Source organism: Roseomonas chloroacetimidivorans, assembly GCF_049629625.1.
Taxonomy (GTDB): domain Bacteria; phylum Pseudomonadota; class Alphaproteobacteria; order Acetobacterales; family Acetobacteraceae; genus Roseomonas; species Roseomonas chloroacetimidivorans.
In genome coordinates this window covers 1-25676 of sequence record NZ_JBNBZS010000016.1, presented here as the reverse complement: position 1 = coordinate 25676, position 25676 = coordinate 1, and the positions used below count along the sequence as shown (strand labels likewise).

The window sequence follows — 25676 nt, the reverse complement described above, 5'->3', positions numbered from 1 at the left end:
GAAAAAAAGTTTTCGGCCCAAGGTTTGAGGCTGTCCGTCAGCATTGGGTCAGGCCAGGATTGACACGCAGACAGCACGACGTGCCCCAAGGATGGGATGCCGGAGCAAGATCGACCAACCGCAAGGACCGGTCGGCGGGCGATGGCACCTGGGTCATCCTGGGCAACACGCCGCTGGCATCCTAGGCAGCGGGCAGTCGGACAGTTTTCCTGGCGCTAATGCAGAGGTGCGGATTTCAGGAAGCGCTGACGGTCACCAGAGGTGATGCTGACCTCGAACCGGTCCCCTTCGCGATCGACGACCAGAGGTACGTCCACCCCCGCTGGGCCCAGCGACCAGAGCCCGCGGAAGAAGCTGGCCAGATCGGCGACGGGCTGCTGTCCGACCGCCAGGATAATGTCTCCCCGCCGCAGCCCGCCCCTCGCTGCCGGCCCATTTTTGGTTACCCCCAACAACAGAACATGGCCTTCATCCGAACTGGCGGTCACCCCAAGCCAGGGTCGCGGCGGGCGATCCGGTCGCCCCAGCGTCAATATCTCGTGCAGGATTGGCTTCAGAAGATCGATCGGAACGCTCATATTGAGCATTCTGGTGCGTCCATCGCCCGGATCATGCCCCATCTGCAGCGACCCAATTCCGATGAGAGTTCCCTCCTGACTGATGACGGCGCCGCCGCTCCAACGCGGATGGGCGGGCGCCGTAAAAATCGCCGCGTCCAGCAGGTATTCCCAATAGCCTGCAAATTCCTGGCGGGCGACAATCCGCCCAGCCAGCGAACCCGCCAGCCCTCCCGCCCCGGCGAACACGATCCGGTCGCCGACCGGTGCATGGCTGGCGGCGCCGAGTGCCAGAGGCGGCACGCCGACCCGCCCGAGGGCCTGGACAAGCCCGAAGCCCGTGACCTGGTCGTAGCCGACCACATGGCCCGGCAGGACACGCCCCTCGGCCGTCGTCAGCCAAACCTCCTCCGCCTCCGTGATCAGGTAGCCGATCGTGAGGAAGAGGCCATCCGCGCGGATTAAGACCGCATTCCCGACCCGCTCCGTCCCGAGGGTTCCGGCCGTGAACGCGTCGTCCGGAATTCGGGCGCGCAGGGCTACAATGGCGGATAGCGCCTGATCGAGGTCATAGCCGTAGTCGCTCGGCTTCGGACGTAACGCGGCCGGAACGGCCGGACCTTCGCCGAAATCTGCCATAAGCCGCATCTCCTCGACCGAATCCGTTCTTCATGTCTCACCCGGCGCCGGCCTGCACGACTATCAGGTCAGGACACCCTCCAGCGCCTACCGGCCTGTCAGTCGCGCTTCCGGGCCTGCGTGCGGGCGGGCGCGTTCCCCGGGAGGCGGTACGGCCTTCTCGTCCGCATCCGGGACTTCTGGTTCCGCGGTTGTCTCCAATCAACCAGTCTGACCGTACCACGCTGCGGCTCCCCCCCAAAAGGCGCCGGCGGCGTCCACCAGCATTTTCCGGGAGGTGCAAAAGTCGTGGCGGCTCTGGTTGGCGCGCCTGAGTTCGCCTTGGGGGCAGACAGTCCGGGCCGGCTTCATAAGCGGCTCAACCGCCCCGCTCCGCGATGCCTGCAGACCGCCCACGCCTGTCGTCGCCGCCAGTGCAGCCCGGCGACGGGAGCTGCCAGCGCTCAGACCGCTGTCACGGCGGCGGAAGCGCATGCAAAATCCTGCCTATTCACGAGGGAACATGCAGCATTCTGCATGCCCTCGCCGATCCCGGGATGTTCCGCCCTGGAACCAGAAGCCGGCGAGCAAAGACCGGGTTCGTTCGGGGAGACGTTCACTGCGCGATCGCGCCGTGCCCATCAGGCGTCGTAGACTCGCCGGCCTTCCGGCCGCCGCCGGCCGGACCGGCAGCGGCTTGGCTCGTCGGGCTATCGCGCAGGGGCCCCGCTAAAGGTGGGTCTCATGCTGCCCTTCTCCGGCACTTACGCCCCCTGGGTCAGAATATCGCTGCTGCGTTCGAGATGTATCACTAGGAACGTGGAGGCCGGATGGCTGGCCGTGCTGTCGAGATTGTTCTGCTCGACGACGAGAGCAATCCGGATGCGGCCGTGCAGAACGTTAGCCGCCTGGTCAGCCGGGACCGGGCGGAGGTGCTGGTGGGCACCGGCATTCCGGCGTGGTGATGGCGATGGCCCAGGTTGATGCAGCAGCGAATGGGTGGCACGGCCCTGAACCAGCACCTGATTGACCCTGAGATCTGCATCCGCTGCAATACCTGCAAGGCGACCTGCTCGGCGGGAGCCATCATCCACAACACAACAACTATGTCGTCGGTGCCGGGATCTGCAATCACTGCATGGATTGCGTCGCGCCTTGTCCGACCGGAGCCATCGACAACTGGTTTCATGTCTCCCGGCCCTTCTCGCTGGAGGAGCAGTTTTCTTGGCAGGAGCTGCCGCGGCGCCCGCCTGAGTCAGCGTCCTCCGATGGGGATGCGGAGGATTTGGACCCGGAGGTCGCGGCCCTCTTCGCGGATGCGCATTGAGGCGCAGGCGGCAAGGCCCGTGCTTCGGCCTCCGCCGCCAGGCCGAAGGTGAACCTGTTTAACCGTGCTTCACCCGCCTCGGCCCGGATGACCGGCAATATCCGTGTGACCAGGTCTGGCACCAGCTCGGACGTGCATCACATCATCCTCGATTTCGGAACGCGTCCTTTTCCGGTGCTGGAGGGGCAGAGCATCGGCATTGTGCCACCGGGAATAGATGCAGATGGTCGGCCGCATGCCATGCGGCTGTACTCGATCAGCAGCGCACGGGATGGTGAGAAGCCCGGCGCTAACAACCTGGCCTTGACGATCAAGCGCGTGGCGGAGCCACGTCATGATAGCGGCATCTTCTACGGCCTTGCCTCCAACTACATGTGCGGCCTCAAGGTGGGTGACACGGTGCAGGTGGTCGGCCCGCTTGGCGCGACCTTCCTGATGCCGGACGATCCGGATGCGGACATCGTGATGTTCTGCACGGGAACCGGTTCCGCCCCCTTCCGCGGCTTCACCGAGCGCCGGCGGCGCCTGGGTATCGAGGGGCGCGGCCGGCTGCATCTCTTTTTTCTGTGCCCGTACGCCGGAGGACCTGCCTTACTTCGGCCCGCTGCAAAAGGTGCCCGCCGGCCTACTGCGGCAGGAGCTGGTCTTCAGCCGAGTACCGGGCATGCCGAAGGAGTATGTGCAGGATCGCCTACGCGTCAGGGCCGCCGAGATGGCCGAGCTGTTGCGGCGGCCCCGCACCCATGTCTATGTCTGCGGCCTGCGCGGGCTGGAGGACGGCCTGGACGCTGTGCTGACGGAGATCGCCACGCAGGGTGGTTTCGACTGGCCCACGCTCCGCGCGGAGATGCGGGAGCAGGGTCGCTGGCATGTCGAAACCTACTGAGGGCAGGAAATTTCCCTTCGTCCATGCGCGGCGCGTCAGATGGGGTGAGTCCGATCCCGCCCGGATAGCTTACACGGCGCGCTTTCTGGACTTCGCTATGGATGCGATCGAGGCCTTTCTGCTCGACCGGCTGGGAGCCGGCTTCTACGAACTGAATGTGGACCAGGCGATCGGCACCCCTTTCGTACATGTCGAGATCGACTTCCGCAGCCCGCTGACGCCGCGCGACCTGCTGGAGACGGAGGTGCGCCTCGCCCGACTGGGCGGCGGTTCGCTCACCTTCGCGGTTCGGGGCCGCGTCGGCGAGAGGCTGGCCTTCGAGGGCAAGATGATCTGCGCGACGGCGGATGTCAGCGGCCCGGAGATGCGCCCTATCCGCGTGCCCGAGCGGATCCGGGAGTTGCTACGACCCGATGCGGACTTCGCGGCCAGAGCCGAGCGGACACTGTCGGCCTGAGTCAGGCGCCACAGCCCCGATATTCCGGAGACGTTACAAAACGCAGGCAGCGTGGAGCGTCAGTTGCTGAACCAGCTGGTGGCGCAGCTGCCGGAGGCGCGACTGGCCGAGGCGCGGCATCTTCTGCTGCGTCATTTCGGCCGCCCGGAGGCACGGTCGCGCCTTCAGCGCATCGCGTTAATCGGGCTACGCGGCGCGGGCAAGTCCACCCTCGGGTGCCTGCGGGCCGAAAAGCTGGACATCCGCTTCGTGGAACTTGACCGGAAGGAGGAATGGGAAGGCCGGATGGAGCTGTCCGATCTTTTCGCCGTTCACGGGCAGGAGGGGTTCCGGCGGCCGGAGCGCGCCGCGCTGGAATGGCTGATCCGCGAGGACCAGCCAGCGGTGATAGCGACCGGCGGCGGCATCGTGGCCGATCCCGCCACCTTCAGCCTGCTCCTGATACCTGCACCACCATCTGGCTACGTGCGAGCCCGGAGGAGCATATGCGCCGCGTTATCGAGCAGGGAGACACGCGGCCAATGCGCGACAACAAGCGGGCCATGGATGATCTTCGGGCGATCCTGCGGAGCCGCGAAGCCCTCTACGCCCGGGCGGACTTCACGGTCGATACCTCGGGCTGCACGGTGAACGAGACCTTGCAGGAGCTGCTGGCACTGGAATCCTTGGGAACCGCCGCAGCCCAATAAGGATGGTGGCCGGCGGGCAGGAACCGAACCCGCCACCTTCTCTCACGGCAATGAGGCCTGCACTGTCCCGCCGGATGCGCGCCGTCCGTCGCCGACAAGGGCGAAGGGGGCCCAGTAGTAGGGATGGGCGAATTCGGCCGGCAGGCTTCGCCCAGCCTCCTGCAGCATCAGAAGCTGCGCCCCGCGGATCGCCTCCGCGCTCGACTGCCCGCCCTGTTGCCGCCGCAGCATGTCCGTGACCAGCAATGAGGCCGCCGCGTCGGCGACCGCCCAATGCGTGACGACCAGCCCCCGCGCGCCAGCATAGAAGAAGGCCCGCGCCAGGCCGGACAGGGCCTCACCAGCCCCGGCGCCGGAGCCGCTTGCCCCGCCGGTATTGCAGGCCGACAGGATCACGAGATCGGCGTCCAGCTTGAGAGTCAGGATGTCGCTCGCCTTTAGAAAGGCAGCCTGTGCGTCCTGCGCACTGGCGGGCAGGGACGCCATGATCGCTGGCTCGTCCAGGCAGGTCAGTTCGGTTGGCAGCAGGGCATGGGTGGCCAGGTGAATGACACGGGCCTGATCCAGCGGCTGCCGCCGGATCGCCTGGGCCGTGAAGGCCGCACCAAGCAGGATGGAGCCCGGACCAGCCTTCATCTGCTCCGCCGCGACTGTCACCTCCATCTGGGTGTAGGGAAGCCGGGCGAGGCTCGCCACGAGCAGCGCATCCTGCCCGCAGCGATCGGCAGGAAAGGCGCGGGCGAGCTGGGCCTGGCTGGGCGGCAGCACGTCGCCGAAGCCGAGATATGGCCGAGGGGCGGAAGATCCCGCGGCGGCGGCGCGAAGCGAGGTCACGGTCTGTGGCCCCGGCACATGCACGATCGCCGTGCGGCGGATCAGCCAGGGGGCAGTGCCGAGGGAGGCCGGGTCGGCCGGGCCGGTCAGCAGCATCCCGAAAGGAAGGGTCAGCAGCACGCCATCCGGGGCGACGATCAGCTGCGAGGATCCCTCGAGGCCCTGTTCCAGCCCGTTGAACAGGGCGGCGTAGAGAGAGGCGGCTGCTTCCGTGTCGAAGCGCCCCGGACCGTCCGCGCCCGAACGGGGCGCGGCGCCATCTCGGATGCGGGTGACCAGTGCTGCGATCTCGTCCTCGCCCAGCACGATCCGGCGGGCCAGAACCCGGTCGCGCCGCAGCAGGAAGACATAGCCGTGGTCCGATCCGAGAGTGGTGGTCACCATCGCCTCGCCCGGGCCCAGGACCCGCTGCACCTCCGGGGCATCCACCGCCGCCAGCGCAAGCTGGCGGAAGCCCGGAGCGGCCGCCGCAGCCTCCTGAGCCGCATCATCGCGCTGCTTCTGCACCTCGGCGATCCGCGCATCCTGCGCCGCGGCCTCGGCCCCGGTGGCCGCGTCCCGCGCCGCCAGCAGCGTGCGAAGCTCCCGCTCCGCATCCTGCAACCGGCGCAGCGGCTCGGCCACGCGTGCATCGCCGCCAGACGCACCCAGGCGGGCCGTGGCCTGTTGGACGAAGCGCGCCGTGTTGCTGGGCTGGGCGAGTTGCGCCGCGCCGAACATCTCGCCGGCCAGCCTGCTAGCGTCGTCGGGGTTGGCCGCGGCCTCGGCCGAGAGGGCGTCCAGATAGGGCATTACGGTCGCAACCGGCAGGCTTAGCTGGCGGGCACGCAGGATCCCCGCGCCGTGCCGGAAGGCGGCTAGCGCTTCGGCGCGGTTCCCATCTCGCCAATGGCTGCGGCCCAGCAGAAAGAGGGTCACGGCTTCGGGGCGCTCGCCGGGGGCAGCGCGGGAAAAGCGTGCGCTCGCGCGCTCCAGCAGGGCGGTGGACCGCCCGCCACGGATGCGGCTTTCCGCGCGAAGGGCCCGGCCATCCGTCATGGCGCCGCTGCCGAAGCCGGCCCGCCGCAATACGGCGCGGCTTTCCTCGGCCATGAGCTCGGCCTCCTGGCCCCGCTTCATGCGGGCGAGGACCACGCCCTGCATGCGGCGCACCTCGGCCAAGCCCAGCACGGCGGTCTGGGAGGCCGGGTCCGCGACGACGCCCAGTCCGAGATCCGCCTCGGACCCACCACGCGCCAGCCCGGAAGGCAGCAGGGCGGAATAGGCCGCATCAGCCTGCCGGAGCAGGTCGAGTGCGCCGGGCAGGTCGGCCCGGTTCAGCGTATGCAGGCCGCGGTAATGCAGCAGCCTTGGAAGCGCCGTGCGGTCCGGGGAACGCGCCGTCAGCGGCTCGGCCCGGCGGAACAGCGCCTCAGCTTCCGCCCGACGGCCCTGGGCTGACAGGTTGAGGGCAAGATGGACGAGGGGCGCAACGATGCCAGGGTGATTGGTGCCCAGTGTACGTTCCTGGATGACGAGCGCGGCGCGATAGGCCTCCTCCGCCCCGGCGAAGTTGTCGATCCGGTTCAGGTCGCTGCCCAGCGCCATCAGCGATTCGTACTGTCCGATATCGCTACCGCTGAAGGCGCTGGCCGAGAGCCGGGCGACAGCAAGCTCAAGCGCGGCGGAACGGGCCCCGGTCGCCGCCTGCGCCTCCTGGCCTGTCGCCAGCCGCTCGATCACCGGCATGGTGCTGGACAGCCCGTCCGCCAGCACAGGGCCATCGGGGCCCGCCACGACAAGCGCCACATGCGGCCAGCCGCCAGAGCGTCGGGTGCAGGCGAGCAGCCGTGCCTCCCGTCCGCCGGCAACCGTCGTGCGCTGCGGCGCCTCGCAGGCGAAGCGTTGATCGATCCAGCTTCGCCAAAGGCCCCCGCTCGCCAGCGCGTCGAGCGATCCGGCGCCCGGCCCCAGCTCGATCACCCGCGCGGCGGGTTGGGTCCAGCCGCCGCAGAACACCTCCTGCACCCGCCGGGGAGTGGAGTCCGCGGCCGGAGCCCGGCCCGGCTGCACCAGGCAGGCCTCGCCATGCGCGTCATTCCCTGCGGGCTCGCCACGGACGACGCGTCCCTCGCCCCCGGCCACATAGGCTTCTGGAGGAGGGGCCGTGCAGGCCCCGAGCAGCGCCAGCATGCCGAAGAGGCCGGAGCGTCCCATCATCAGTAATCCTCCTCCGTCACATTCGGCAGCAGGGCGTCCGGATCCCGGGCCGGCGCGGTCAGACGGATCGTGACGAGCTGTGCGAGGGGATTGGTGATCGGCTGCACGACGGTCAGCACCGTGCAGTTGATGGAGCCAAGTACGCACTGATTGAAGCGATAGCGCGTACGAGCTTCCGGCTGCTGGATGCCGCCGGTATCGAGTTGGAGCGAAATATTGCCCAGCCTCGCGGCTTCCGAGCCGTCCAGGGCACCGAGCGTGCCCTGGAGCGATACTTCGCCGCCGGTGCCCGAGACCCCGAGACGCCCTGCATCGAGGGTGCCGGAGGCGGAGCCACCATCCAGCAGCAGGAAGACCGGGGAGGAGCCTGCCTGTAGGTTCAGGCGCACGGTGCCTCCGGGCACCGCGCGCGGCCCGGGCAGGTTGCCGGGACCGCGGACACTGGAAACCTGCGTCGGCTGTATATCCGGCGATGCGCCTGGCCGGTCCGGCTGCAAGGTCAGGAAGCGCTGCTGGAAGGCTTCCGAGACATCCGTGGCCCGTGAATCAAAGACGAGCAGCGGGCGGGCGCTGCCGCGCGGCGAGATCTGGCTGGGTGCTCCGGCGGCGATTCCAGCCGGCGCGCTGAACAGAGCGCGCCCGCCAAGCTGGGCGGTCAACCCGTCGAGTTCGATCACCCCACCGGCAGAGCGGGCCAGAAGCGTTTCCGCCGAGATAGTCGTGCTCCGCAGCGCCAGCCCGGCTTCGGCGACAAGGTTCAATATGTTGCCGGCCGCGACGCGACCGCCCGATACGAGCCCCGTCCCATTCGTTCGGATATCCAGGTCACGCCCGCCTTCCAGGACGCTCCCGGACAGGGCAAAGCCGAGTCCGCTTGTCTGGCGCGCATCCAACCCAGCAGTGATGGTCGTGCCGCCCAAGGCGGCGAAGCCGCCGCTCGAGAGCGTCACATCGCTCCCTGCCATGATCGTCTCATTGGACAGGCCTAGATCACCGCCTGCGGAGAGAGCCACGGCGCCACCCGCCTGCATGGCGGCTCCGGTGGCGGAAAGGCCGCCGCCCGCGGTGACGCTGATCGTCCCATCGGTGGCCAGGAGGGGCGCCCGCGTGAGTGTCAGTCCTCCGGAGGAGGCCGAGAGTGCCAGGTCGCCCGTGCGCGCCACGGCCTGGCTGTCCGTCAGGCTCAATGTTCCGCCAGACGCAAGGACGAGACCCTGTCCGCCGGCGGCGTGACTGCCTGAGAGGTACAGATCCCCTCCGGCGCGCAGGGAACTGGCGGCCCCGGCGGCCATGTGCATGTCGGAGGCTCTGATCGAAGCACCAGCGGTCAGTGTCGATGCTCCGCCAACCGTCAGGGTCTCCCCGTCCAGGATCAGATCCTGGCCAGCAGTCAGCGCAGCATCTTCGCCTGCTTCCATCCTGGCTCCGCTCGCCAGGAGGCCTCCGCCAGCGATGAGCGAGAGCGAACCGCCGGCCGAGATAGGCGCTTGCGTCAGGCTGACGCCGCCTGCCATGGCTGCCAGGGTGACAGAGCCACCGGCCGAGACGGTGGTACCCGTCAGTGCCAATCGACCGCTCGCAACCGCCCCGAGACGCCTGCCAGCTGTGAGGCTGCCCCCCGTCATCGTGAGATCGCCGCCCGCCTGAAGCAGGGCGTCCGTGCCGGAGCCAACCGTCGTGCCGGCCATGGACAGGGTTCCACGAGCCGAGAGGGTCGCGGCGGTGCCGGCGGTGGCGGTCACATCGGAGAGGCCGAGATCGCCGCCTGCGGAGAGAGCCACGCCGCCACCCGCTTGCATGACCGCGCCCGTGGCGGAAAGGCCGCTGCCCGCGGCGAGGCTGATCGCCCCGCCAGAGGCCAGGAGAGGCGCCCGGGTCAGCGTCAGGGCTCCGGAAGAGGCGGAGAGTCTCAGCTCGCCCGCGCTGGTGCTTGCCGGGGTATCGGTCAGCCTCACCGTACCGCCCGCATGCACGGACAGGCCTTGCCCGGCAGAAAGCGCGCCGCCCGAGGCAGAGATATTCGCCGCGGCCCCAAGGGCGAGGCCACCAGCCGCTCCGAAGTTCGAGTTCATCAGGGTCAGCGCGCCCGCGGCGGCACTGGCCGTAACGCTTCCCGCCCCTGATCCCAAACTGCTGTCACTGAGCAGCAGGTCTGTGCCGGCGACCAGGCTGGCTCCTGCCATGCCAGAAGCGGTGAGCCCGCTCGCGGAGAGCGCGCCGCCCGCCTCAATGGACAGCACCCCTGCCGCGGAGGCGGTTCCTGAGGCGGTGAGGTTTCCGCCCAGCACGAGCCGCGCATCGCCTCCGCCCGCCGCGAGCCCTGCCAGTGCGCCGATCTGGTTGGCAGGCAGTCCGCCCCTCCTTGAACGCAGATCGATGCCAGCGCCGGCCGAGGCTGAGAGCGTGCCGCCCAAAAGCGCCGCGCCGTCGGACTGCAGGATGCTGCCCGTCGGGGCAAAGAGCCGGATCGCGTTGCCGGCCTGGATCGTGCCGGCGATCTGGCCAAGGGCAGCCTCGCCCAGCGTATCGGACCCGTTGGCGATGACCGTGACATCCCCTGCAGCCGCGATACGGCCGGAGGTCGCGACATGGTTCATGGCCGTGACCGTCACGGCCCCCGTGCTGGCTTCGATCGTCCCGACGTTCCGGACATCCTGGCCCGAAGCTGACACCACGCTGCCACGGATGACGCCCGAATTGGCCAGCGTGCCGCCAGCCGTTCCCTCGGCGGACCCGCCGAGGATTTCGCCGTTGTTGGTCAGGTCGCCGGAGGCCCGGGCAGCGGCTAGACCGCCCGCCTGGATAAGGCCGTCATTGGCAAGGCCAGCGCCAGATCCGGAGGCCCGGTTGGCGAGGGCAAGCGCATCCGCTGCGCCATGCAGCGCGGCGCCCGACTGGATGGAAAGCCTGGCGCCCGAATCGAGGATGGCGGTTCCGCTGACCGACCGGACAAGGCGTGAGGTCGGCAGGGTGAGATCGGCCCCGTTGCCGGTCCGCAGCGTAGCGTTTCCTCCGGCTACGGCATCCGCCTGCAGAACCAAACTGCGCTCGCTCGAGAGCAGCAGTCGATCCTCGGCGCGAAGGCCGATCGCCCGGCTCTGTCCTTCCACCACCTCGGTCGCCGCGCCGCCGGGCAGGGTCAGGCTGCCATCCGCGGTGCCCTGCATCACCGTGTCCAGTTGGTTCGCGCCGCCCAGAGATATCGTGCTGCCGCGCGCCGCGAGGCTGGGGGCGAGAATGCGGCCCGCGCCCACCTCCGTGATCACCCCTGCCGTCGCGAGTTCGAGGGTGTTGACCCGCACGCCGCCGACCGCCCCTGCTGCATCCGCTGCCGGGTCGCGCAGGGCCAGATCGCCCAGGATGGTTATGCCACCCGAGCCGGCAGTGAGGGTGCCGTCGCCTGCCGCGCCGATACGCAGCAGCGACACTGGATTGACAGTGCCACCCGCGCCGGCGCCGCCGATGGAGGCGAGCTCCGCCGTCGTCAGCGAGAAGCCTGCCGCATCAGCGCCGAGCGTGATGCTGGCCCCGGCCGAGCGTGGAGACAGGCGCACCGTCCCGGCCGGTGCCTGGATCGTCATGGTTCCGCCAGCCGCATCGGCAATGGTAAGGCCATCGGCCACAAGCGTGACGTTCTGCCCCGTGCCCACTGCCAGGCCGGAAGTTGCCGTCTGCCCGGCGCCCACGCCAAGCCCCGTAGCGCGGGCGAGGCTCTCCCCACGTTCCACGGCCAGCAGCCGACCGGCCGCGTTACGGAAGGCGAAGCTGCCATCCACTCGCATATCGCGCAGGGCGCCGATGGCATTGTCCCCGGTAAGATCCACCGAAGCTGAAAGACGGCCGCTGACCGCGCCCACCGAAAGCGGCCCCGCCGCCTGCACCAGGCTTGTCCCCTCGAAGCGCAGCTCGCCCACCTGCGTCAGCGAGATGGGGCCGAGGAGCGAAATCGCACCGCTGGTCACATCGCCGGTGCCGATTGCGGCGCCGGGGAGGGGGCTTAAGCCATCCGCGAACTGGCCGATGACCAGCGCACTTGACTGCGCCCGTTGCAGCTCGGCCTCGGAGAGGTTCAGCGCCCCCGACTGGGTTCCGCCCAGTGCGATGGCCGCCCCATCGCTAGGCGCCAACACCACCGCGCCACCGGGCGCCACCAGCCCGGCATTGATTTCCATATCCGGTGCCCGCAGGCGCAGCGTGCCGCCCGCGAGTTGGGTGGTGCCCGTCTCCTGCACCCCGGCTGACACGAGGCCGGCGATGGTGAGCGGATCGGCGCTGCGGAGATCGAAGACCGCATCTCCGGCTGTGGTCGCGCCGGTGCCGGCGCGGAAGGACACGGTATCGCCCGACCGCGCGGCGAGTGTACCGATCGCATTCTCTCTGCCGGCCAGAGAGACGGCGCCTCGGGCACTGCCCGCCAGTTCCGCGACGGATAAGGCGCCCGCCGTCTGTGTCACGCCGGCCGTTGGCGCCTCGACCCCCGTGCCAGCAAAAAGCTCCAGGCGGGTGGCATGTCCGGTCAGGTCCACATCGCCGCCGAGCTCGATGCCGCCAGCGAGCCGCTCCGCCGCCGTCGCGCCTGCCTCCGTGCGGCCGATGGCAGCGCTGTCGTCGCCCACGCGGGCGGTCACGGCCAGGTCGCCGGAGCGGCCGATCCGCAAGATGCCCGTCGCGATCTGCGCGAGTTCAGTGCCATTCAGCGACAGGACGGCCCCGTTCTCCGCTCCGAGCACGACGCCGCGCCCTGCCGTGCGTGGCGCGATCTCCACGGTGCCGCCCGGGGCGGAGACCGGTGCGTTCAGTGACAGGTCATCAGCGATCAGCGTCACCCGCCCGGAGGTCGGGGCGGCCACACCCGTGCCGCCGACCGTCAGGACACGGCCGGGTGCCAGCCGGATCGTCACGGCGTCACCCTCGATGCCCGTGGGCAGGTTCGCTGCCTGTATTCCCGCATCCAGACCGCGAGACAGAGTAACGCCGCCAAGCATCCCGATCCGGTTGTCCGCGCCGAGCCAAACGGCAGATCCGGCATCCCGGCTGCCCGCCTGTACCTCGGCACCGCCCACGCCCAGCGCGCCAGAGGCCAAGCCGTCCAGGGACGTGAGGGCGATGTTGGTCCGCGCATCCGGGGCGCCGTTCAGGGCGCCGGACTGGACGAGCGAGGCGCCTTCCACCCGAAGCGTGCTGGGCGCGCCGGCCATGCTGTCGAAGGCCAGCGCCTGCTCGCCCTGGACGACGGCGCCGGCCATGGCGCTGCCGATGACCAGCCGCGACGCCTGGATGCGCGCCGCCGTCTCGCCGTCGGTCAGGCTGCCGCCGAGGATCTCGTTGCGCGACAGGGAGAGACTGGTCGCGTCCTGCACCTGAGTGCCCATCTCGACCCGGCGACCGGCGGTGAGTGGCTGCAACCGCACCGTGCCACCCGGCGCCTGAATCGGCGCGCGGATGTCCATGTCGTCCGCTGTCAGGGTGACGGAGCTGCCGCTGACCGCACGGCCAGCAGCGGCTCCAGTCAGCCGCAACCTGCCTGTGGAGGTCAGGGAGAAGTCGCCGGTTGCCGCGCTGTCACGCAGCCGCGCAATGCTGTTCGCGGTGTTGTCCAGTGCGACACTGCTGCCTTGCACCGAGAGTGTGCCGACCTGCAGCGCCGTATTCTGCGTGATGGCACCGGTCGCGGTGACGGTAAGGGAATTCACCGCGCCCGGCAGCGCGATGGTGTAGTTGCCGGTCCGGGTCAGGACCAGATTGCCGCCCGGCGCGCAAGTTGCACAAGCGGCCGGGCCGCCGCTCGTGTCCACGGCCCCGATCACGGGATCCGTTCCGTTCCCGGCCAGGACCACGGTGCCGCCCGGTGACGCAATCCGGACATCCCCGGAGGCGGTCAGCGGGTTGTGGCCCGTGTCCAGCGTGATCATTCGCCCGCCGGTCGCGACCGAATCCCCGAGTTGCGGCGTGGCGGCCTCGATCGTAAGCGCGTCAGAGATGGAGCCGAGCGAGCCTGGCGCGGTGACACGCAGATCCGCCTCCAGTGCCAGGGCGCGGGCGTTGGCGAGGGTGAGATCGCCTGAGATCCCAAGTGCGGACAGTCCAATCGGCACGGCGCCGCGCAGCCGCTCTTCGGCCGTGATCGCCTGACCGGCGATGGTGCCGTCCAGCCCGACGATCCGGGCCAACTGGTTGGGACCGGTGAGCGAGATGGCTGCCAGCCCTGTCCCGGTCTGCCCGCGCGCGAGGGCGGCGAGACCATCTGCCGTGATAATGCCGCCGGTCTGGATGATGCTGCCCGCGCCGTCCGCTGCACCGTTTTTCGCGAGAAGGCGCACACGGTCAGCAGTGATATCAGCGTTCAGAATCAGGCCACGCGCAGCAATCTCGATCCCGGGATCGGCCGGACCGCCCGCGAGGCCAGCCGCGGAGGCCGCCGCCCCGAGCGTGAGCGCGCTCTCGCTGTTGAGCAGGATGTTACCATTGGTGCTGGAGAGGCCAAGCGTGTCCGCCCCAGTCACTGCGCCTGCGACATCTGTGCCGATCGCACCGACCGCAGCGATCGCATTTGCGCCGGTCAGGGAGATGTCGGCCTGGGTGCCCGCTGGCGCCATGGCCCGTGCCGCCAGGCTGCCAGCCGTGATAGTGCCGGCCGTTTGTGTGATCGCGCCCCCGGTGGTCAGCAGCCGGACCTGGCCCGCGGCCGTGATCGTTGAGCCCAGCGTCAGGCTTGTTGCCGCAAGATCCACCCCGGCCGCGGCGCCGCCCGCTTGAAGGTCCGCCCCGACCGTTAGCCCCGATGCGGAGCGCAGGGCAATATTCCCGCTCGTCGTGGCAAGGCCCGCAGTGGTGACAGCCGGCGCCGCCCCGGCGACACCCGCTCCGATTGCCTCGATGGAGGCGATGCCATTTGCTTGGTTCAGCTGGATGGCGCCGGCGCCGGCCGACTGGGCCGAAAAACCGCCCGTCGCGATTGTGCCGGCCGTCTGCGTGATTCCACTGCCGGCCAATAGCCGGACACGGCTGCCAGCAGGTGGTGCGCTGGTTGGCCCGGTGGCGAGGCTGCCGGCGGTCGTCATGGCGCCACCGGACGCCAGCTCTATGACTGGCGTTGTGATGGTGGCGTCCGTGGGCTGGACGGTGACCGGACCCGAAACGGTAAGGTTGCCGGCGGTGCGCAGCGTGAAGCTCGCTTCGGGGGCACTGGTCGCGCCTGTTCCGGCCTTGCCGGTACCCAGGGTGCCGATGCTGTTGCCACCATGGGTCAGGGCGACCGCCCGATCCGCCTGCACAGTGAGGGTCCCGCCGACGGTCAGCGCCGCCGTCTGGCTGATGCCACCTGTGGTCGCGGTCAGGCTCGCATCGCCGCCCGCCGCCACGAGGCCGCCGATGGCGATGCTGTCGCCGGTGACGGTGAGAGTCTGCCCGGCCGCCGTCGCGATGGCGGCGCTGGCGGCTCCGCCCGAGGGTGCCGCAGCGGTTCCGAGCGTCAGCGCGCCGCCGCTGAGCGTGACGGCGCCGCCGGCTGAGGCCGCCTCCCGCGCGGCGAGCGCATCGGCTCCATTGTGGAAGACCAGGTCACCCGTAGCGCGGGCGTCGAGCGTGTGGACGGTGTTGGCGAGGCTGCCGAGCGCAACGGCGCCCGCGCTGCTCGCTTCGGAACCCGTCGCGCCACGAATACGCAGCGTGCCCGCGGCTACCTTGCCGGACGTCATGCCCTGGGCGATCGTGCCCCCCGCGTTCAGGGCAAGCCCCTGATCCGCACCGAGCGCGACGTCGCGGGCAAAGGTGATCCCGGCCTGCGTGGAGAGGGACACGTTGCCGCCCGAGCCGGCTCCGAGCGGGCCGCCGGATGGGGTGGCTGCGCCGCCTATGGTGATGCTGCCCACCGCATCTGTCTGCGCGACGCCGACATTGCCGGCAGTGGAGACCGCCTGGGCCAGGACGAGATCCGCCGAACTGCCGTTCGAAAATGACAGGTCGCCGCCCGACCGTGCATCGAGGGTGGTGACGCGATGCGAGCCCTGGTTCAGCACCGTGGAGGCGCCTGTGCCGGTGGCAGCCGCCGTGTCGCCGTCGGCTGCGCCACGGATATGCAGCGTGCCGGCCGTGATCGCACCGGCCGCACTGTCGGTGATGGCGCCGTCAGTGAGCAGCGCAACCTGCCCCGTGCCGGCGGACACGCCGCCATTCACCGCGATCGAGGCGCCCGAGACCGTCACATCGGTGCCGGCGATCGCACCCGTGCTGCCGGAGAGCGTGATGGAGCCGCCGCCACTCAGCACGAGGGAGCCCGACGCATCAGCCTGGGCTATGCTCAGCGCCGTGTTGCCATTGGCGAAGCTCAGAGCGCCCGCGGAGGTCGCGTCCAGCGTGCTGGCGGCGTGCGCGCCGGAGTCCAGCACGACGGAGCCTGCACGGGAGGCGTCGTCCGCACCTCGGATGCGGAGCGTACCCGCGGTCACCGCACCGGCCGCGCCATCGGTGATCGCGCCGTCGGTGAGCAGCGCAACCTGCCCTGTGCCGGCGGAGACGCCGCCATTGACCGCGATCGACGCACCCGAAACGGTGATGCTCGTTCCGCTGATAGGTCCGCCGCTGCCCGAAAGCGTCATCGCACCCGCGCCGCTCAGCGTCAGTGCCCCGCCAGCCTCCGCCTGGCTCACATTCAGAGCCGTGACGCCGTTGCTGAAGCTCAGATTGCCCGTAGCGCGTGCGTCCAGCGTGCCCACAGCATTGGCTGATGCCGTAAGCGTGACATCGCCTTGGACCGCGCCGAGGCCAGCGGCGTCACGGACGCGCAGCGTGCCGATCGTGATACTGCCGCCGGTCTGGGTTATACCCGTGCCGGCATAGAGGTTCAGGGTCTGGCTGGCCGAACCCACGACGTTGCCGGACACCTGGCTGATCGTCTCGGCTGCCTGGAGGGTGACGCTCGCGGCACTTCCACCGGCGAGGAAGCTGGTAATCGTCTGTGCATCGATGTCGAGCGTGCCATCCGAGGCGGCCGCCACAACGCGGCCTTCGGTGGTGCTGGCCGGCGGATTCGTATCCACCGTGCCGGCGCCGCCATCGATAATCCGGATGCTCGTGGGGTCCAGCAGGAAGCTGCCCGCTGCTCCGAGGGGTGCCGACAGATCCACCCCGGCATTCAGGCGCAGGTCACCCTGGCCGGAGAGTTCGAGAAAGCCGCCATCGCCGCCCTGCGTACCGCCTCGGGCAGAGAAATCGCCCTCCGCCACCGTCTCGCGGCGGCTGTTCACGGCGATCGTGCCGCCCTTGCCGCGCCGGGTCGCGTCGGCGCGCACCGTTGCGCCGGGTGCCACGCTGGTCCGCTCGCTCATGCGCTGGTTCCGGCCCACGCCGGTCGTGCCCACCAGCACGGTTCCACCGCCGGTTCCACCGGAGGCATCGGTGCGGGATCCTGCGGTGAGCCGGGTGGCGGTGCTGCCACGCAACTCCACCGTGCCGCCCTGGGCGTGCCTGCCGCCCCTGGCGGTGACTGTGCCGGCCTGCACCACGCTCCCGCCCTCCGCCCGCATGGCGACGGTTCCACGCTGTCCTGCCGCGGCGTCGGTACTCACCCGTCCGGTGTTGCGGACAAGATCCTCCAAAAGGCCGGAGGCCGCATGGGCGGAGAGCACCACGCTGCCGCCCGGTGCCTCCACGACCCCGGAGTTGGTCACCAAGGCGGTAGAGCCATCGGGCGCCTGCCGCACGGCCTGGGTGACATCGATGGCGAGCATGCCGTCGCCCGCCAGGTCCAGGGCATAGGTTTCGGCGCCGGCCAGGGCCACGCGGCCGAGCCGCGCGCGGATGGTGCCGGAATTGGACACACCGGGCGCGACGAGTGCCGCCATGCCGCGGTCCGCCACGGTGATGCTGCCGTGGTTCTCCACACGCGCGCCGGGCTTGGGCGCCTGATCAAACTGCATGCGTCCGGCCATGAAGTTCTCGTTGGAGATCCCGGCCGCGCTGGCGATCAGGCTGCCGACATTCACCTGCGCCCCCTGCGCGAACACGATGCCGGAAGGGTTGGTGATGGCAACGCCGCCATTGGCGGTGATCCGGCCCGCGATGACCGAGGGATCGGGGCCGGTCACGCGATTCAGCGTCCAGGAACTGCTGCTTGGCTGCTGGAAGTTGACGCTGGACTGGCTGCCAACATTGAACTGCTGCCAGTTCACCGCGGCGCGGTCGGTGCCCTGCACAACCTGCGTGGTGCTGCCGGACTGGGTGATGGTCGCCTGTCCTGCGACCACCGTGCCGCCGGTGGGCCGGGCGTTCGGCGCGATGCTCTGGCCACGAGCCGAGGACCCGGTAACGCAGAGTAGGGCGGTGCTGCCGAGGAGCCAGCGGCGCAGTCCGGATCCATCGAAGATCATGCCGGGCATTAGTGCGGTCCTATCCTCGTCGGGGCTGCGGCTGGGGAAGCACTGGCTCAGAAACGGATCAGGATGCGGGTGTAGACGTCACCGGCATCAAGGGGCCGCGCCTGGGATCCGGCCGCGTCCACGCGCCGCGTCGTGCGCTGAGCCGCCTCCACGTCCCACGCCACCCGGTCATTCGCGACCAGCCGGAAACCCAGGCCGTAGGAGGAAATCCGGCGGTTCGGATCGGTGTTGTTCTCGAAGGCGCGGCCGTAGTCGCGGAACAGGTAGAACTGGCTGGCCAGGGCGATGTCGCCCAGTTCTGGCAGCGCGAATTCGAAGCTCCGGTCGAACTGAAGTTCCAGGGCGTAGCCAGCGGCTCGGTCCCCCGTAACCTGCCCGGCATAGAAGCCGCGCCCCAGCCGGTTTCCGCCGAAGTAAAATTTCTCCGATGGCGGCAGCACGCTGTCCGACCATTGTACGGAAACCAGCCCCTGCGCGGAGAGCTGGACTTCATCAAACAGTAAGGCAATGGCCTGCCGGCGCGACCATTCGGCTGTCGCCTTGCGAAAATCGAATTCGCTGCCCAGCCTGGCCACGAGTTGATCGTCGTTGCTGGACGCACCGAGCGTGCTCAAACCATGGCTGAAGCGGAGCTGACCCTGATTGGTCGCCGGCGGCAGGAAAGGGATGAGCTCGTCAAGGAAGGCGGTGTCGATACCGACACGCAGCGTGCGCACGGCATCGAAGCTCGCGCGCTGCTTCGGCCCCGAGATTCCCTGCCGCACCTCGCTCTCGAAAATGTCGAGCCCTCCGGTCAGCCAGAGGCTGACAGGGCGCGTGCGGAGGAGCGGATAGGTCACACCGACGCCCCCGACGCGTGTATCCCCCTCATAGCCAAGCGCGGCGAGTTGCGATCCGGGGCGGGCCCGGCCGATGCCTGCATAGACCCGAACGCGCAGCCCGGAGCCACCAACGAAGACCTCCGATCCGGCCTGGACGAAGGGCTGGCGGTTGCCTTCCGTGTCGTAGAAGAGCAGTTCCGTTTGCTCGCCAAATTCGGTGAAGCTGTTGGCCGTGCCGGAAATGATGCCCTGGTAGGGACCGGTCAGGGCGAAAGCGCGGTTGTCCAGCGTGGCATAACCGCTGAAGGAACGGCGCGAGACCTGCGCGACGAGTTGCAGGCCACCTCCTTCACCGGGTAGCGGGCGCAGGATACCGCTCACCCGCACGCCCGGCACGTCAGAAGAGAGGAGCAACGCCCGCTCCAGAGCGGAATTGCTGAGTGGACGCATTCCGACAAGGCGGTTGAGAAAACGCAGGATCTGGGTGCCCGCCGGCCCGAGATCCCCCTCGAGCCTTACCTCGGTGATCACCGCCTCCGTCACGGTGAAGGAGAGCGTCGCGCCAGTCGGACCGGGCTGCAGATCGGCGGAGACCGCGACGAATGGGTAGCCCGCATGACGGTATTCGAGGAGCACCTCCAGCCGCTTCTCCTCAATTTCCGAGAGCGCCACCGTCCGGCCCTCCAACTCGGCCGCTCGTTCCCGCAGCCTTTCGGTGGAAAGAGCCACGTTGCCGCGGATCTCCACCCGGCCGATCTGTATCCGTTGCGTCTCGCCTGGCCCGCGCTCCGCCCGGGGTAGGGGCGGCTGCAGGGGAGGGGCGGGGGTGGGGGCCGTGCTGGGCGCGAGGCGCTGGATGGACTCAGTGGGCGGTGGCACGACAGCCGTACGTGCCGGCGCCTGCGCGAGCGCTGGGGCCGATAAGGCCACTGACCCGAGGGTCAGGGCAGTGAACAGCGCCGCAGGCCTGGACCGCGTCAAACCAACTCCCCCCACACCCCGCCGGACGCCAGGCCATCCTCGCCCGAAGCCCGGCCCGGCGCGCGATGCGCCACACCGACCGGCGCGTGGTCTCCACCACGGCGCCGGCATTCCGTTTTTCGGGAACCCCGACCAGCGGATCGTGGGAGCCCGTCCTTCAGGCGGTCGTCGGAGCTCGCCGACCGTGCCCGGCCTGAGAGCACCCCGATCAGACAGCCCGGCCGCTTCAGCTTCCGATATTCAGCACCTGGACCCGGCGGTTCCGCTGCTCCGGAACATTGTCCCCCGTTGGCACGAGTAGCTCGGTCTGACCCTTCCCCACTGCCTCCAGCCGAGCCTCTGGAATGCCGAACTGCTGTACAAGGAAGTCGCGAACGGCCGCCGCGCGACGACGGGAAAGTTCCATGTTCATGGCAGGGTCGCCGACCGTGTCGGTGTGCCCCTCGATCCGGAAACGGAAGGAAGAGAGTTCTGCCGAGCGGAGGGCTCGCCCGAGCGGTGCCAGGGCCGCCTCTGCCGCCGGCGACAGGCTTGCGGATCCCGTCGCGAACTGGACCGTCATCGAGATAGAGGGAATATCGGCCGGCGCCGTGGTGCCTGCGGAAGCCGCCGGCGCGGGGCGGGCGGGCGCGGCCGGAGCTGCATGGGCTGCTGGCCTGGGTGCCGGGGTCAGTACCGGGGCGGAGGCCGCAGGTGCTGGCGGAGCCTCCGCGCCCGGCATCCTGATGCCGCGGGTCGGGCTGGCCTGATTCGGGCGGATATTAAGCCGCTGGATGATGCGTAGCGCCTCCGGATCCGTTTGGGCACTGGCCGGCAGGGCTCCCAGCAGAACCAGCGGAGGCAAGGCCAACCGAAGAAGGCGGAACATTGGCGGGCTCCCAGAAAGGTCCAGTTATCGGGTCGACCTGACCCCCCGCGCTCTCGCCGGAAGGTCGGCCACAACTCCGTGCGCAGGTCCGTCGGGGTCGAAGGCCTAGCGGTAATTTGATCGGTTAACAACCTTGTTGAAACGATTGCTAAGAACGTGCCCATGCGGTGTTCCACCTCTCACAGGAACGAGCATGGTGACCAGGACCGGGCATGCGGCGTGCGATCACCGGACGGTCCGGCCCTGCCGGGGTGATGTTGCAATGCAACAGCGGGACCACGAGATCTCGCAGACGTGATTAAAGGGTTGAGGCCCACGCAGTCCCGGTCGTAGCTTCGCCATGTTCTCGCCACTTTTGCCCGATTGCTGACATGATCACATGGCGACCCATCGCGCTTCGTGGCGCAGTCCTTCTCTCCCTTGCACTGTCCCCCTGGACCGTGCAGGCACGCGAGACGGCCTACATCGCTCCGATCCTCACCGACCCCGCACCGAAGCAGATCATCGCTCCGGCACCGCTCCGGCTCGACTGGGCGCTTCCCGGGAAACTGCTCTGGGTTGCCGGCGAAAGCCCTCAGCCTGAGCGGACCGTATCAGGAGAGGTCGTCGCCGCTCGCGGAACAGGATCCCTGGGCATGCGATACCCCATCTTCCAGCAGCCCGGCATTTCGCTGACCACCGCGCCGCTGATCCGGGCCGAAGCTGCCTGGTTGGAGCAGGAGGCCAGCGCCCAGCAGACCATTGGCACCGCGATCTTCGAGGAACTGGTGGTGCAGCTGCCGGGCGGGCTGCGCCTCAATGCCAAGGCGGGTGTTGGGGACCGCTTCGGCGTCTCCGCTCCAAACCCGCGGGGCGGGTTCTCGGCCCCTGCGGTCCGTGGAGAAGCTGGAATCTCGGGGACGCTACGGGGTCTCGGTGGAGCGCAGACGCGCTTTAACTTCCAGCTTATTTCCACGCGTGCGCTCTCGGTCGACGAGGGCGAAACCTCCGCGCCGTCCAGTTGCGAGCTGATGCTTGAGATCGCTCAACTCGGACTGGCGCCTCTGCGCTTCGGCGGCTCCTGTCCGGGTGCCTCCGGGGAACAACGCATCACCTTTGCGGTTGGTGGTCGGTTCTGATGCCGCCGAGCAGGGTGGCGCTCCGGTTCGGTCGGCCGAAATGATGGGCGGCGTCACGCGCCCGTACGGCTCCCGGCCGGCGGGCAGGCCGCTGGAGAGGGATAAGCGCCTGGACACGCCCCTAGGCCGAAGCCCCCTGGCAGAGCTCCTACCGCCAGTGCCAGATGGAAGAGCGACCTGGACGCAAGGCTGCCTTCCTCATCCCGCGCTGGAGCCGGTGAAAACGACCGATCGTCCCGAAGCCGAGCCGCGCGCCGCCTCGTGCCGGCGAAAGGCTGCTCACCGGCACGGGCGCAGGACAGGAACGCGCAGTCACATCATGCAGCAGCACCCGGGATGAACTGAAGCTGGCTGGCTGGCGCCGTTCCGGAGACGAGGACCTTGGTGGTGTTGTCGAAGGCCGCCGCCATGCTGTCCGACACGGAGACGGTGAACTGCGCCAACTCGGTTTCTCCCTTCGCGAGCCGGCCGTCGGTGGGATCGAAGGCCATCTTGCGCAGGGCACTCTGCGCAGAGGAGGGCCTGCCATTATAGGTGTAGACTCCGCTGCCTTGGCTGATGAAGCCGCCCAGCGTGGTGAAGCTTCCCTTCGCTGGATCATCCAGCTTTACGGTCACGGTTTCGACCGCGTTCTTGTCGGGGTCGCTCACCGTCATTGTCGCAAAAGGCTTGATGGTTTGCGTATCCGTGATGCTGCTCGACTTGGCGCCAGCCAACACCGGAGCGGTGTTCTCGGCCTGTATGGATAGATAGGCGATGCTGGTCTGGGTGGCCGCCAAGCTATCCGAATAGGTGATGGTCAGCTTGGCCGTAATGCTCTCGCCGGGCGTAGCCTGCCCTGGGTTGGGGGTGAAGACCAGGCCGTGCAACGCCGTCTGCGCCGCAATGGCCGTACCGGAGAAGCTGTAGGACCCATCCCCGTTGTCCGTGAAACCGCCGAGGTTGCTGAAGGTACCACGCGTCGCCTTGTCGAGAGCGATCTTGATTATCCCGGTCTGGCCCGGGTCCGGATCGGCGTAGGTTATGCTGGAGAACATCGCCAGGGTCGAACGGTCGTTCATGCTCTGGTTTGTCACCAGCCCCGACAAAACGGGCTGATCATTCACCGAGGTGATCACCGCCCGAGGCGCCGTGCTGCTGACGGTGTTGCTGCCGTTGCTGTAGGTCACCGTGAAGCGGGTGCTGACCGTCCCGCGGACCGCCACTTGGTCCGCCGCCGGTGCAAAGCGGAGGGCCTGCAGGGCAGTGTTCACCTGGGCGACGGTGCCGGTAAAGCTGTAGCTGCCATCGCCGTTCGGAATGAAGCCGGCAAGGGTGGTGAACGCGCCCGTGTTCTTCTCGACTGCCTTGACTGTCACGGTGTGGTCGGCCGAGGAGGTATCGGCGTCGGCGACTGTCATTGTGGCGAAAGGAGCAACGACCTGCTTATCGTTGGCGGTAACAGTCGAGCCGCCGGCGATCGTCGGCCTGGGTGCCGACATGCTGCGGAAGACGATGTCGATCGGCTTGGTGTTTGTATAGTTTCCGGTGATATGCAGCACCTGCCCGCCCACGGCATGCAGGCCGTCATAGGACATATTGAACACCAGCTGCTGCCCACTGCGGAGTGGGCCGTAGGTCCGGTCCGTGAGCCCCGAGCCACTTAGGCTTGAGCTGCCGGTGCCGGTCATGTCGGCATCGACCGTGCCCGAGATGCCCGCGGCGCCGCTGACCCCGAAATTGCGAATCGCGAAGCTCGTGTCCGAGGATACACCAGTGATGAAGTTCACGGCATAGGTCTGGACGCCGTTGACCATGCCGATCAGCTGCAGCTTCTGGCCGGTCAGGCTGATCGCATCGAGGATGGCGCCCTGACCGAGCGTCACATTGCCGTCGTAGGTCGCATTGCTCTCCACCGCGGCTTTCCAGGCGTCGACCGTCTTGTAGGCGCTGCCGTTGTAGAGCCAGGCCGAGCTGGCATTGCCTGTGGCGGAGTAATAGTTGTTGCCGGAAATCGTGGCGCTGGACCCCGCCGAGACCGTCAGGAAGGTGTCCTTCTCCGTCCTGTAAACAACCGTGTTGCCGGTGATGATCGCGCCGCTGGCATTGTACTCGCCGACGCCATCGTCGCCGACCATGATCGCATCTGGATTGTAGCCGCCATCCTGATAGCTCGTGTTGTACAGGAACTGCACATCCGCGCCGCCCTTCTGGTACAGGCTCTTGGTCGCCGTATGCGTGTCCGTGTTGTCGAAGGCCAGGGTTTCGCCGGACATCCCCTTCAGCACATAGGCGAGGCTCGTGTAGTCCATGCTGTTGTCATAGACCTTGGCGCCCTTCTGCCAGCCGACCAGGATGCCGTGCAGCTTCGCGGCTTCCGCGCTTCCGTCCCCAAAGCCGTTATTGCCGTAGATCTGGAAGTTGTTGGCATGGTTACGCAGGCTCGCGCCCGGGTCGGAATCGGAGCCGACAAGGATGAGCTTGCCGGCATCGCCATGGATCTCGTTACGCACTGTGTTGTAGCGGATGATGCCGCCGGAAATATCGAAAGGCTGGATCCGGTCGTAGGTGACCAGCATGGTATAGCCGACCTGGTCGGTCGAACTGCCGGTCTGCGTTATGTTGTTCCGCTCGACAAGCGGCTTCACATCGGTCAGGCGCAGGCCGTAATAGATGCCCGTGCCGTAGGTGGGATCGGTGCCGGTCGCATGGAGATCGGCTGTGACTCCGGAGACGGTCACTGGCAGCCCGCCCGTGTTGGCGTTGACTGTGGCGATTCCGCCGAACCCTGAGCGCCAGATATTTTCGATGCTGACAGACCCACCCTGAATGGACACGCTGCCCGCGGTCAGTGAGGGGACGTTGAGCATGGAAAGAGCGTTGGACGCGCTGAACTGGACATCGCGCAGATTAATGAAGGCATGCGTCCCGGTGCTGACGCCCTGGATGCCGTAGCTGGTCGGGTTCAGCAGCCGCGTGCCGTTCAGTTGAAGGGTGTAGGGGGCGCTCTGGTCGTTAACCCTGATCAGAGATGTGTTGGAGTTGCCCCCATCGATCACGATCCTGCCGAAAGTGACCGTGCCGCCCTGGTCCTCGGATATGCCGATGATACGGGACTGGCCCGCGGCACCCCGAATGGTGGCGCCGTAATCCCTGGCGGCCTGCCAGCTCACGCCGTTTGAAATCTCTAGCGTCTTCGCTGGAGAGTAGACTCCATCATTCAGGTACACGGTGTCGCCGTTGCCGGCCGCCGCGTTGGCGCGGTCAATCGTCGCCCAGGGGCGCTCACGTGAGCCGTTACCGGTGAGGTCATTCCCGGCCGGGATCCCATTCGCCGTCGTGGCAGAAACGTAAAAGGTGCTCATTCCATGCTCCCCGCTCCGCTGACCTGTCCGGCACGAGCATCGAGAGATGAGCAGAAGCAAACTTCGGAGAGAACAATAAACGTTATTATAGATTGATGATCGTTGTACCTGTTCGTTCCCAAGTTGAACTGTGTATTGAAACCGATTTTGATTCTGGCATTCGGTTCAGTTTTATCAACCTGTGATTGTGGGTCGTGTCTTGGTTTCACCTCCTTCGCCTTCTTCAGGAGATGCGGTCAGGTCCAGGGGTTACGGCTTGACGAGGGCAGCATGCGCTCAGCAAAATTCCTTCCGCAGAACTTATTTCCGCACTGCGAAAATAGAACCAGCTTTGGAGGATATGCGCATGTCGCAGCGTGACCCCGTAAGAACGGAAGCAGAGGGCGGGGTAGCGGTGATCTGGGTGGCCAACCCCCCGGTGAATGCGTTGAGTGCTGGTGTACGCGGTGGTTTGTTACGGGCGCTGGAGGCTGCGGGGTCGGACGGGTCGGTTCGGGCCGTTGTTCTGGCGGCGGAGGGCCGGGCCTTCATTGCGGGGGCGGATATCAGCGAGTTCGGCAAGCCGCCTGTGCCGCCGAGCCTGCCGGAGGTGGTCGCGGCC

Annotated in this window: 11 protein-coding genes and 1 pseudogene; 6 read left to right on the top strand and 6 right to left on the bottom strand. The window is 68.1% G+C overall.

The genetic code is table 11. The features are described 5' to 3' along the window. Positions 1 to 215: 215 nt before the first annotated feature. Entirely contained in the window at positions 216 to 1196 is a 981-nt protein-coding gene (locus ACO1BU_RS13935; RefSeq protein WP_424136561.1) for a S1C family serine protease, read from the bottom strand. Positions 1197 to 2005: 809 nt separating this feature from the next. On the opposite strand from ACO1BU_RS13935, the gene ACO1BU_RS13930 reads away from it, so the two are divergent. The 4 genes and pseudogenes from ACO1BU_RS13930 (at position 2006) to ACO1BU_RS13915 (ending at position 4534) form a co-directional block, all read left to right on the top strand. Next, the gene (locus ACO1BU_RS13930; RefSeq protein WP_424136560.1) at positions 2006 to 2140 is read left to right on the top strand and encodes a hypothetical protein; all 135 of its coding nucleotides are present in this window, start codon (positions 2006 to 2008) and stop codon (positions 2138 to 2140) included. A 975-nt stretch (positions 2141 to 3115) separates the two neighbouring features. Continuing rightward, positions 3116 to 3388, top strand: coding sequence for a ferredoxin reductase domain-containing protein (locus ACO1BU_RS13925; RefSeq protein WP_424136559.1), 273 nt, complete (start codon positions 3116 to 3118; stop codon positions 3386 to 3388). Next, positions 3372 to 3845 (top strand): acyl-CoA thioesterase, encoded by a 474-nt coding sequence (locus ACO1BU_RS13920; protein WP_424136558.1) that lies wholly within the window; start codon positions 3372 to 3374, stop codon positions 3843 to 3845. Before ACO1BU_RS13925 ends, ACO1BU_RS13920 begins: the two co-directional genes overlap by 17 nt. 51 nt (positions 3846 to 3896) lie before the next feature. Continuing rightward, positions 3897 to 4534, top strand: a pseudogene (locus ACO1BU_RS13915) (shikimate kinase). A 42-nt stretch (positions 4535 to 4576) separates the two neighbouring features. Here the strand turns inward: ACO1BU_RS13915 and ACO1BU_RS13910 are convergent. The 4 genes from ACO1BU_RS13910 to ACO1BU_RS13895 form a co-directional block, all read right to left on the bottom strand. After that, positions 4577 to 7567, bottom strand: a complete 2991-nt coding sequence (locus ACO1BU_RS13910) for a CHAT domain-containing protein (protein ID WP_424136557.1) — start codon at positions 7565 to 7567, stop codon at positions 4577 to 4579. Beyond that, positions 7567 to 17943: a two-partner secretion domain-containing protein gene (locus tag ACO1BU_RS13905; RefSeq protein WP_424136556.1), complete on the bottom strand. Its 10377-nt coding sequence runs from the start codon at positions 17941 to 17943 to the stop codon at positions 7567 to 7569. The genes ACO1BU_RS13910 and ACO1BU_RS13905 overlap by 1 nt, the downstream gene beginning before the upstream one ends. 47 nt (positions 17944 to 17990) lie before the next feature. Further along, positions 17991 to 19643: a ShlB/FhaC/HecB family hemolysin secretion/activation protein gene (locus tag ACO1BU_RS13900; protein ID WP_424136555.1), complete on the bottom strand. Its 1653-nt coding sequence runs from the start codon at positions 19641 to 19643 to the stop codon at positions 17991 to 17993. Positions 19644 to 19971: 328 nt separating this feature from the next. Continuing rightward, complete coding sequence (locus ACO1BU_RS13895) at positions 19972 to 20613, bottom strand: OmpA family protein (protein WP_424136554.1); 642 nt, start codon at positions 20611 to 20613, stop codon at positions 19972 to 19974. 371 nt (positions 20614 to 20984) lie between these two features. Here ACO1BU_RS13895 and ACO1BU_RS13890 point away from each other — a divergent pair, with 371 nt between their 5' ends. Then, positions 20985 to 21731, top strand: a complete 747-nt coding sequence (locus ACO1BU_RS13890) for a hypothetical protein (RefSeq protein WP_424136553.1) — start codon at positions 20985 to 20987, stop codon at positions 21729 to 21731. Between the two features lie 317 nt (positions 21732 to 22048). Here ACO1BU_RS13890 and ACO1BU_RS13885 read toward each other — a convergent pair whose 3' ends face one another. Next, on the bottom strand, positions 22049 to 25075 hold the full coding sequence (locus ACO1BU_RS13885; protein ID WP_424136552.1) for a hypothetical protein: 3027 nt from the start codon (positions 25073 to 25075) through the stop codon (positions 22049 to 22051). A 346-nt stretch (positions 25076 to 25421) separates the two neighbouring features. Between ACO1BU_RS13885 and ACO1BU_RS13880 the strand changes: the two genes are divergently transcribed. Beyond that, positions 25422 to 25676: enoyl-CoA hydratase/isomerase family protein (locus tag ACO1BU_RS13880; protein WP_424136551.1), on the top strand; the 255-nt coding region annotated here is incomplete at its 3' end.

What these genes read in the sequence shown, in the direction of transcription:
- ACO1BU_RS13935 (WP_424136561.1), bottom strand. Translation starts at nt 1,196, where the DNA reads ATGGCAGATTTCGGCGAAGGTCCGGCCGTTCCGGCCGCGTTACGTCCG.
- ACO1BU_RS13930 (WP_424136560.1), top strand. Translation starts at nt 2,006, where the DNA reads ATGGCTGGCCGTGCTGTCGAGATTGTTCTGCTCGACGACGAGAGCAAT.
- ACO1BU_RS13920 (WP_424136558.1), top strand. Translation starts at nt 3,372, where the DNA reads ATGTCGAAACCTACTGAGGGCAGGAAATTTCCCTTCGTCCATGCGCGG.
- ACO1BU_RS13910 (WP_424136557.1), bottom strand. Translation starts at nt 7,567, where the DNA reads ATGATGGGACGCTCCGGCCTCTTCGGCATGCTGGCGCTGCTCGGGGCC.
- ACO1BU_RS13905 (WP_424136556.1), bottom strand. Translation starts at nt 17,943, where the DNA reads ATGCCCGGCATGATCTTCGATGGATCCGGACTGCGCCGCTGGCTCCTC.
- ACO1BU_RS13895 (WP_424136554.1), bottom strand. Translation starts at nt 20,613, where the DNA reads ATGTTCCGCCTTCTTCGGTTGGCCTTGCCTCCGCTGGTTCTGCTGGGA.
- ACO1BU_RS13890 (WP_424136553.1), top strand. Translation starts at nt 20,985, where the DNA reads ATGATCACATGGCGACCCATCGCGCTTCGTGGCGCAGTCCTTCTCTCC.
- ACO1BU_RS13885 (WP_424136552.1), bottom strand. Translation starts at nt 25,075, where the DNA reads ATGAGCACCTTTTACGTTTCTGCCACGACGGCGAATGGGATCCCGGCC.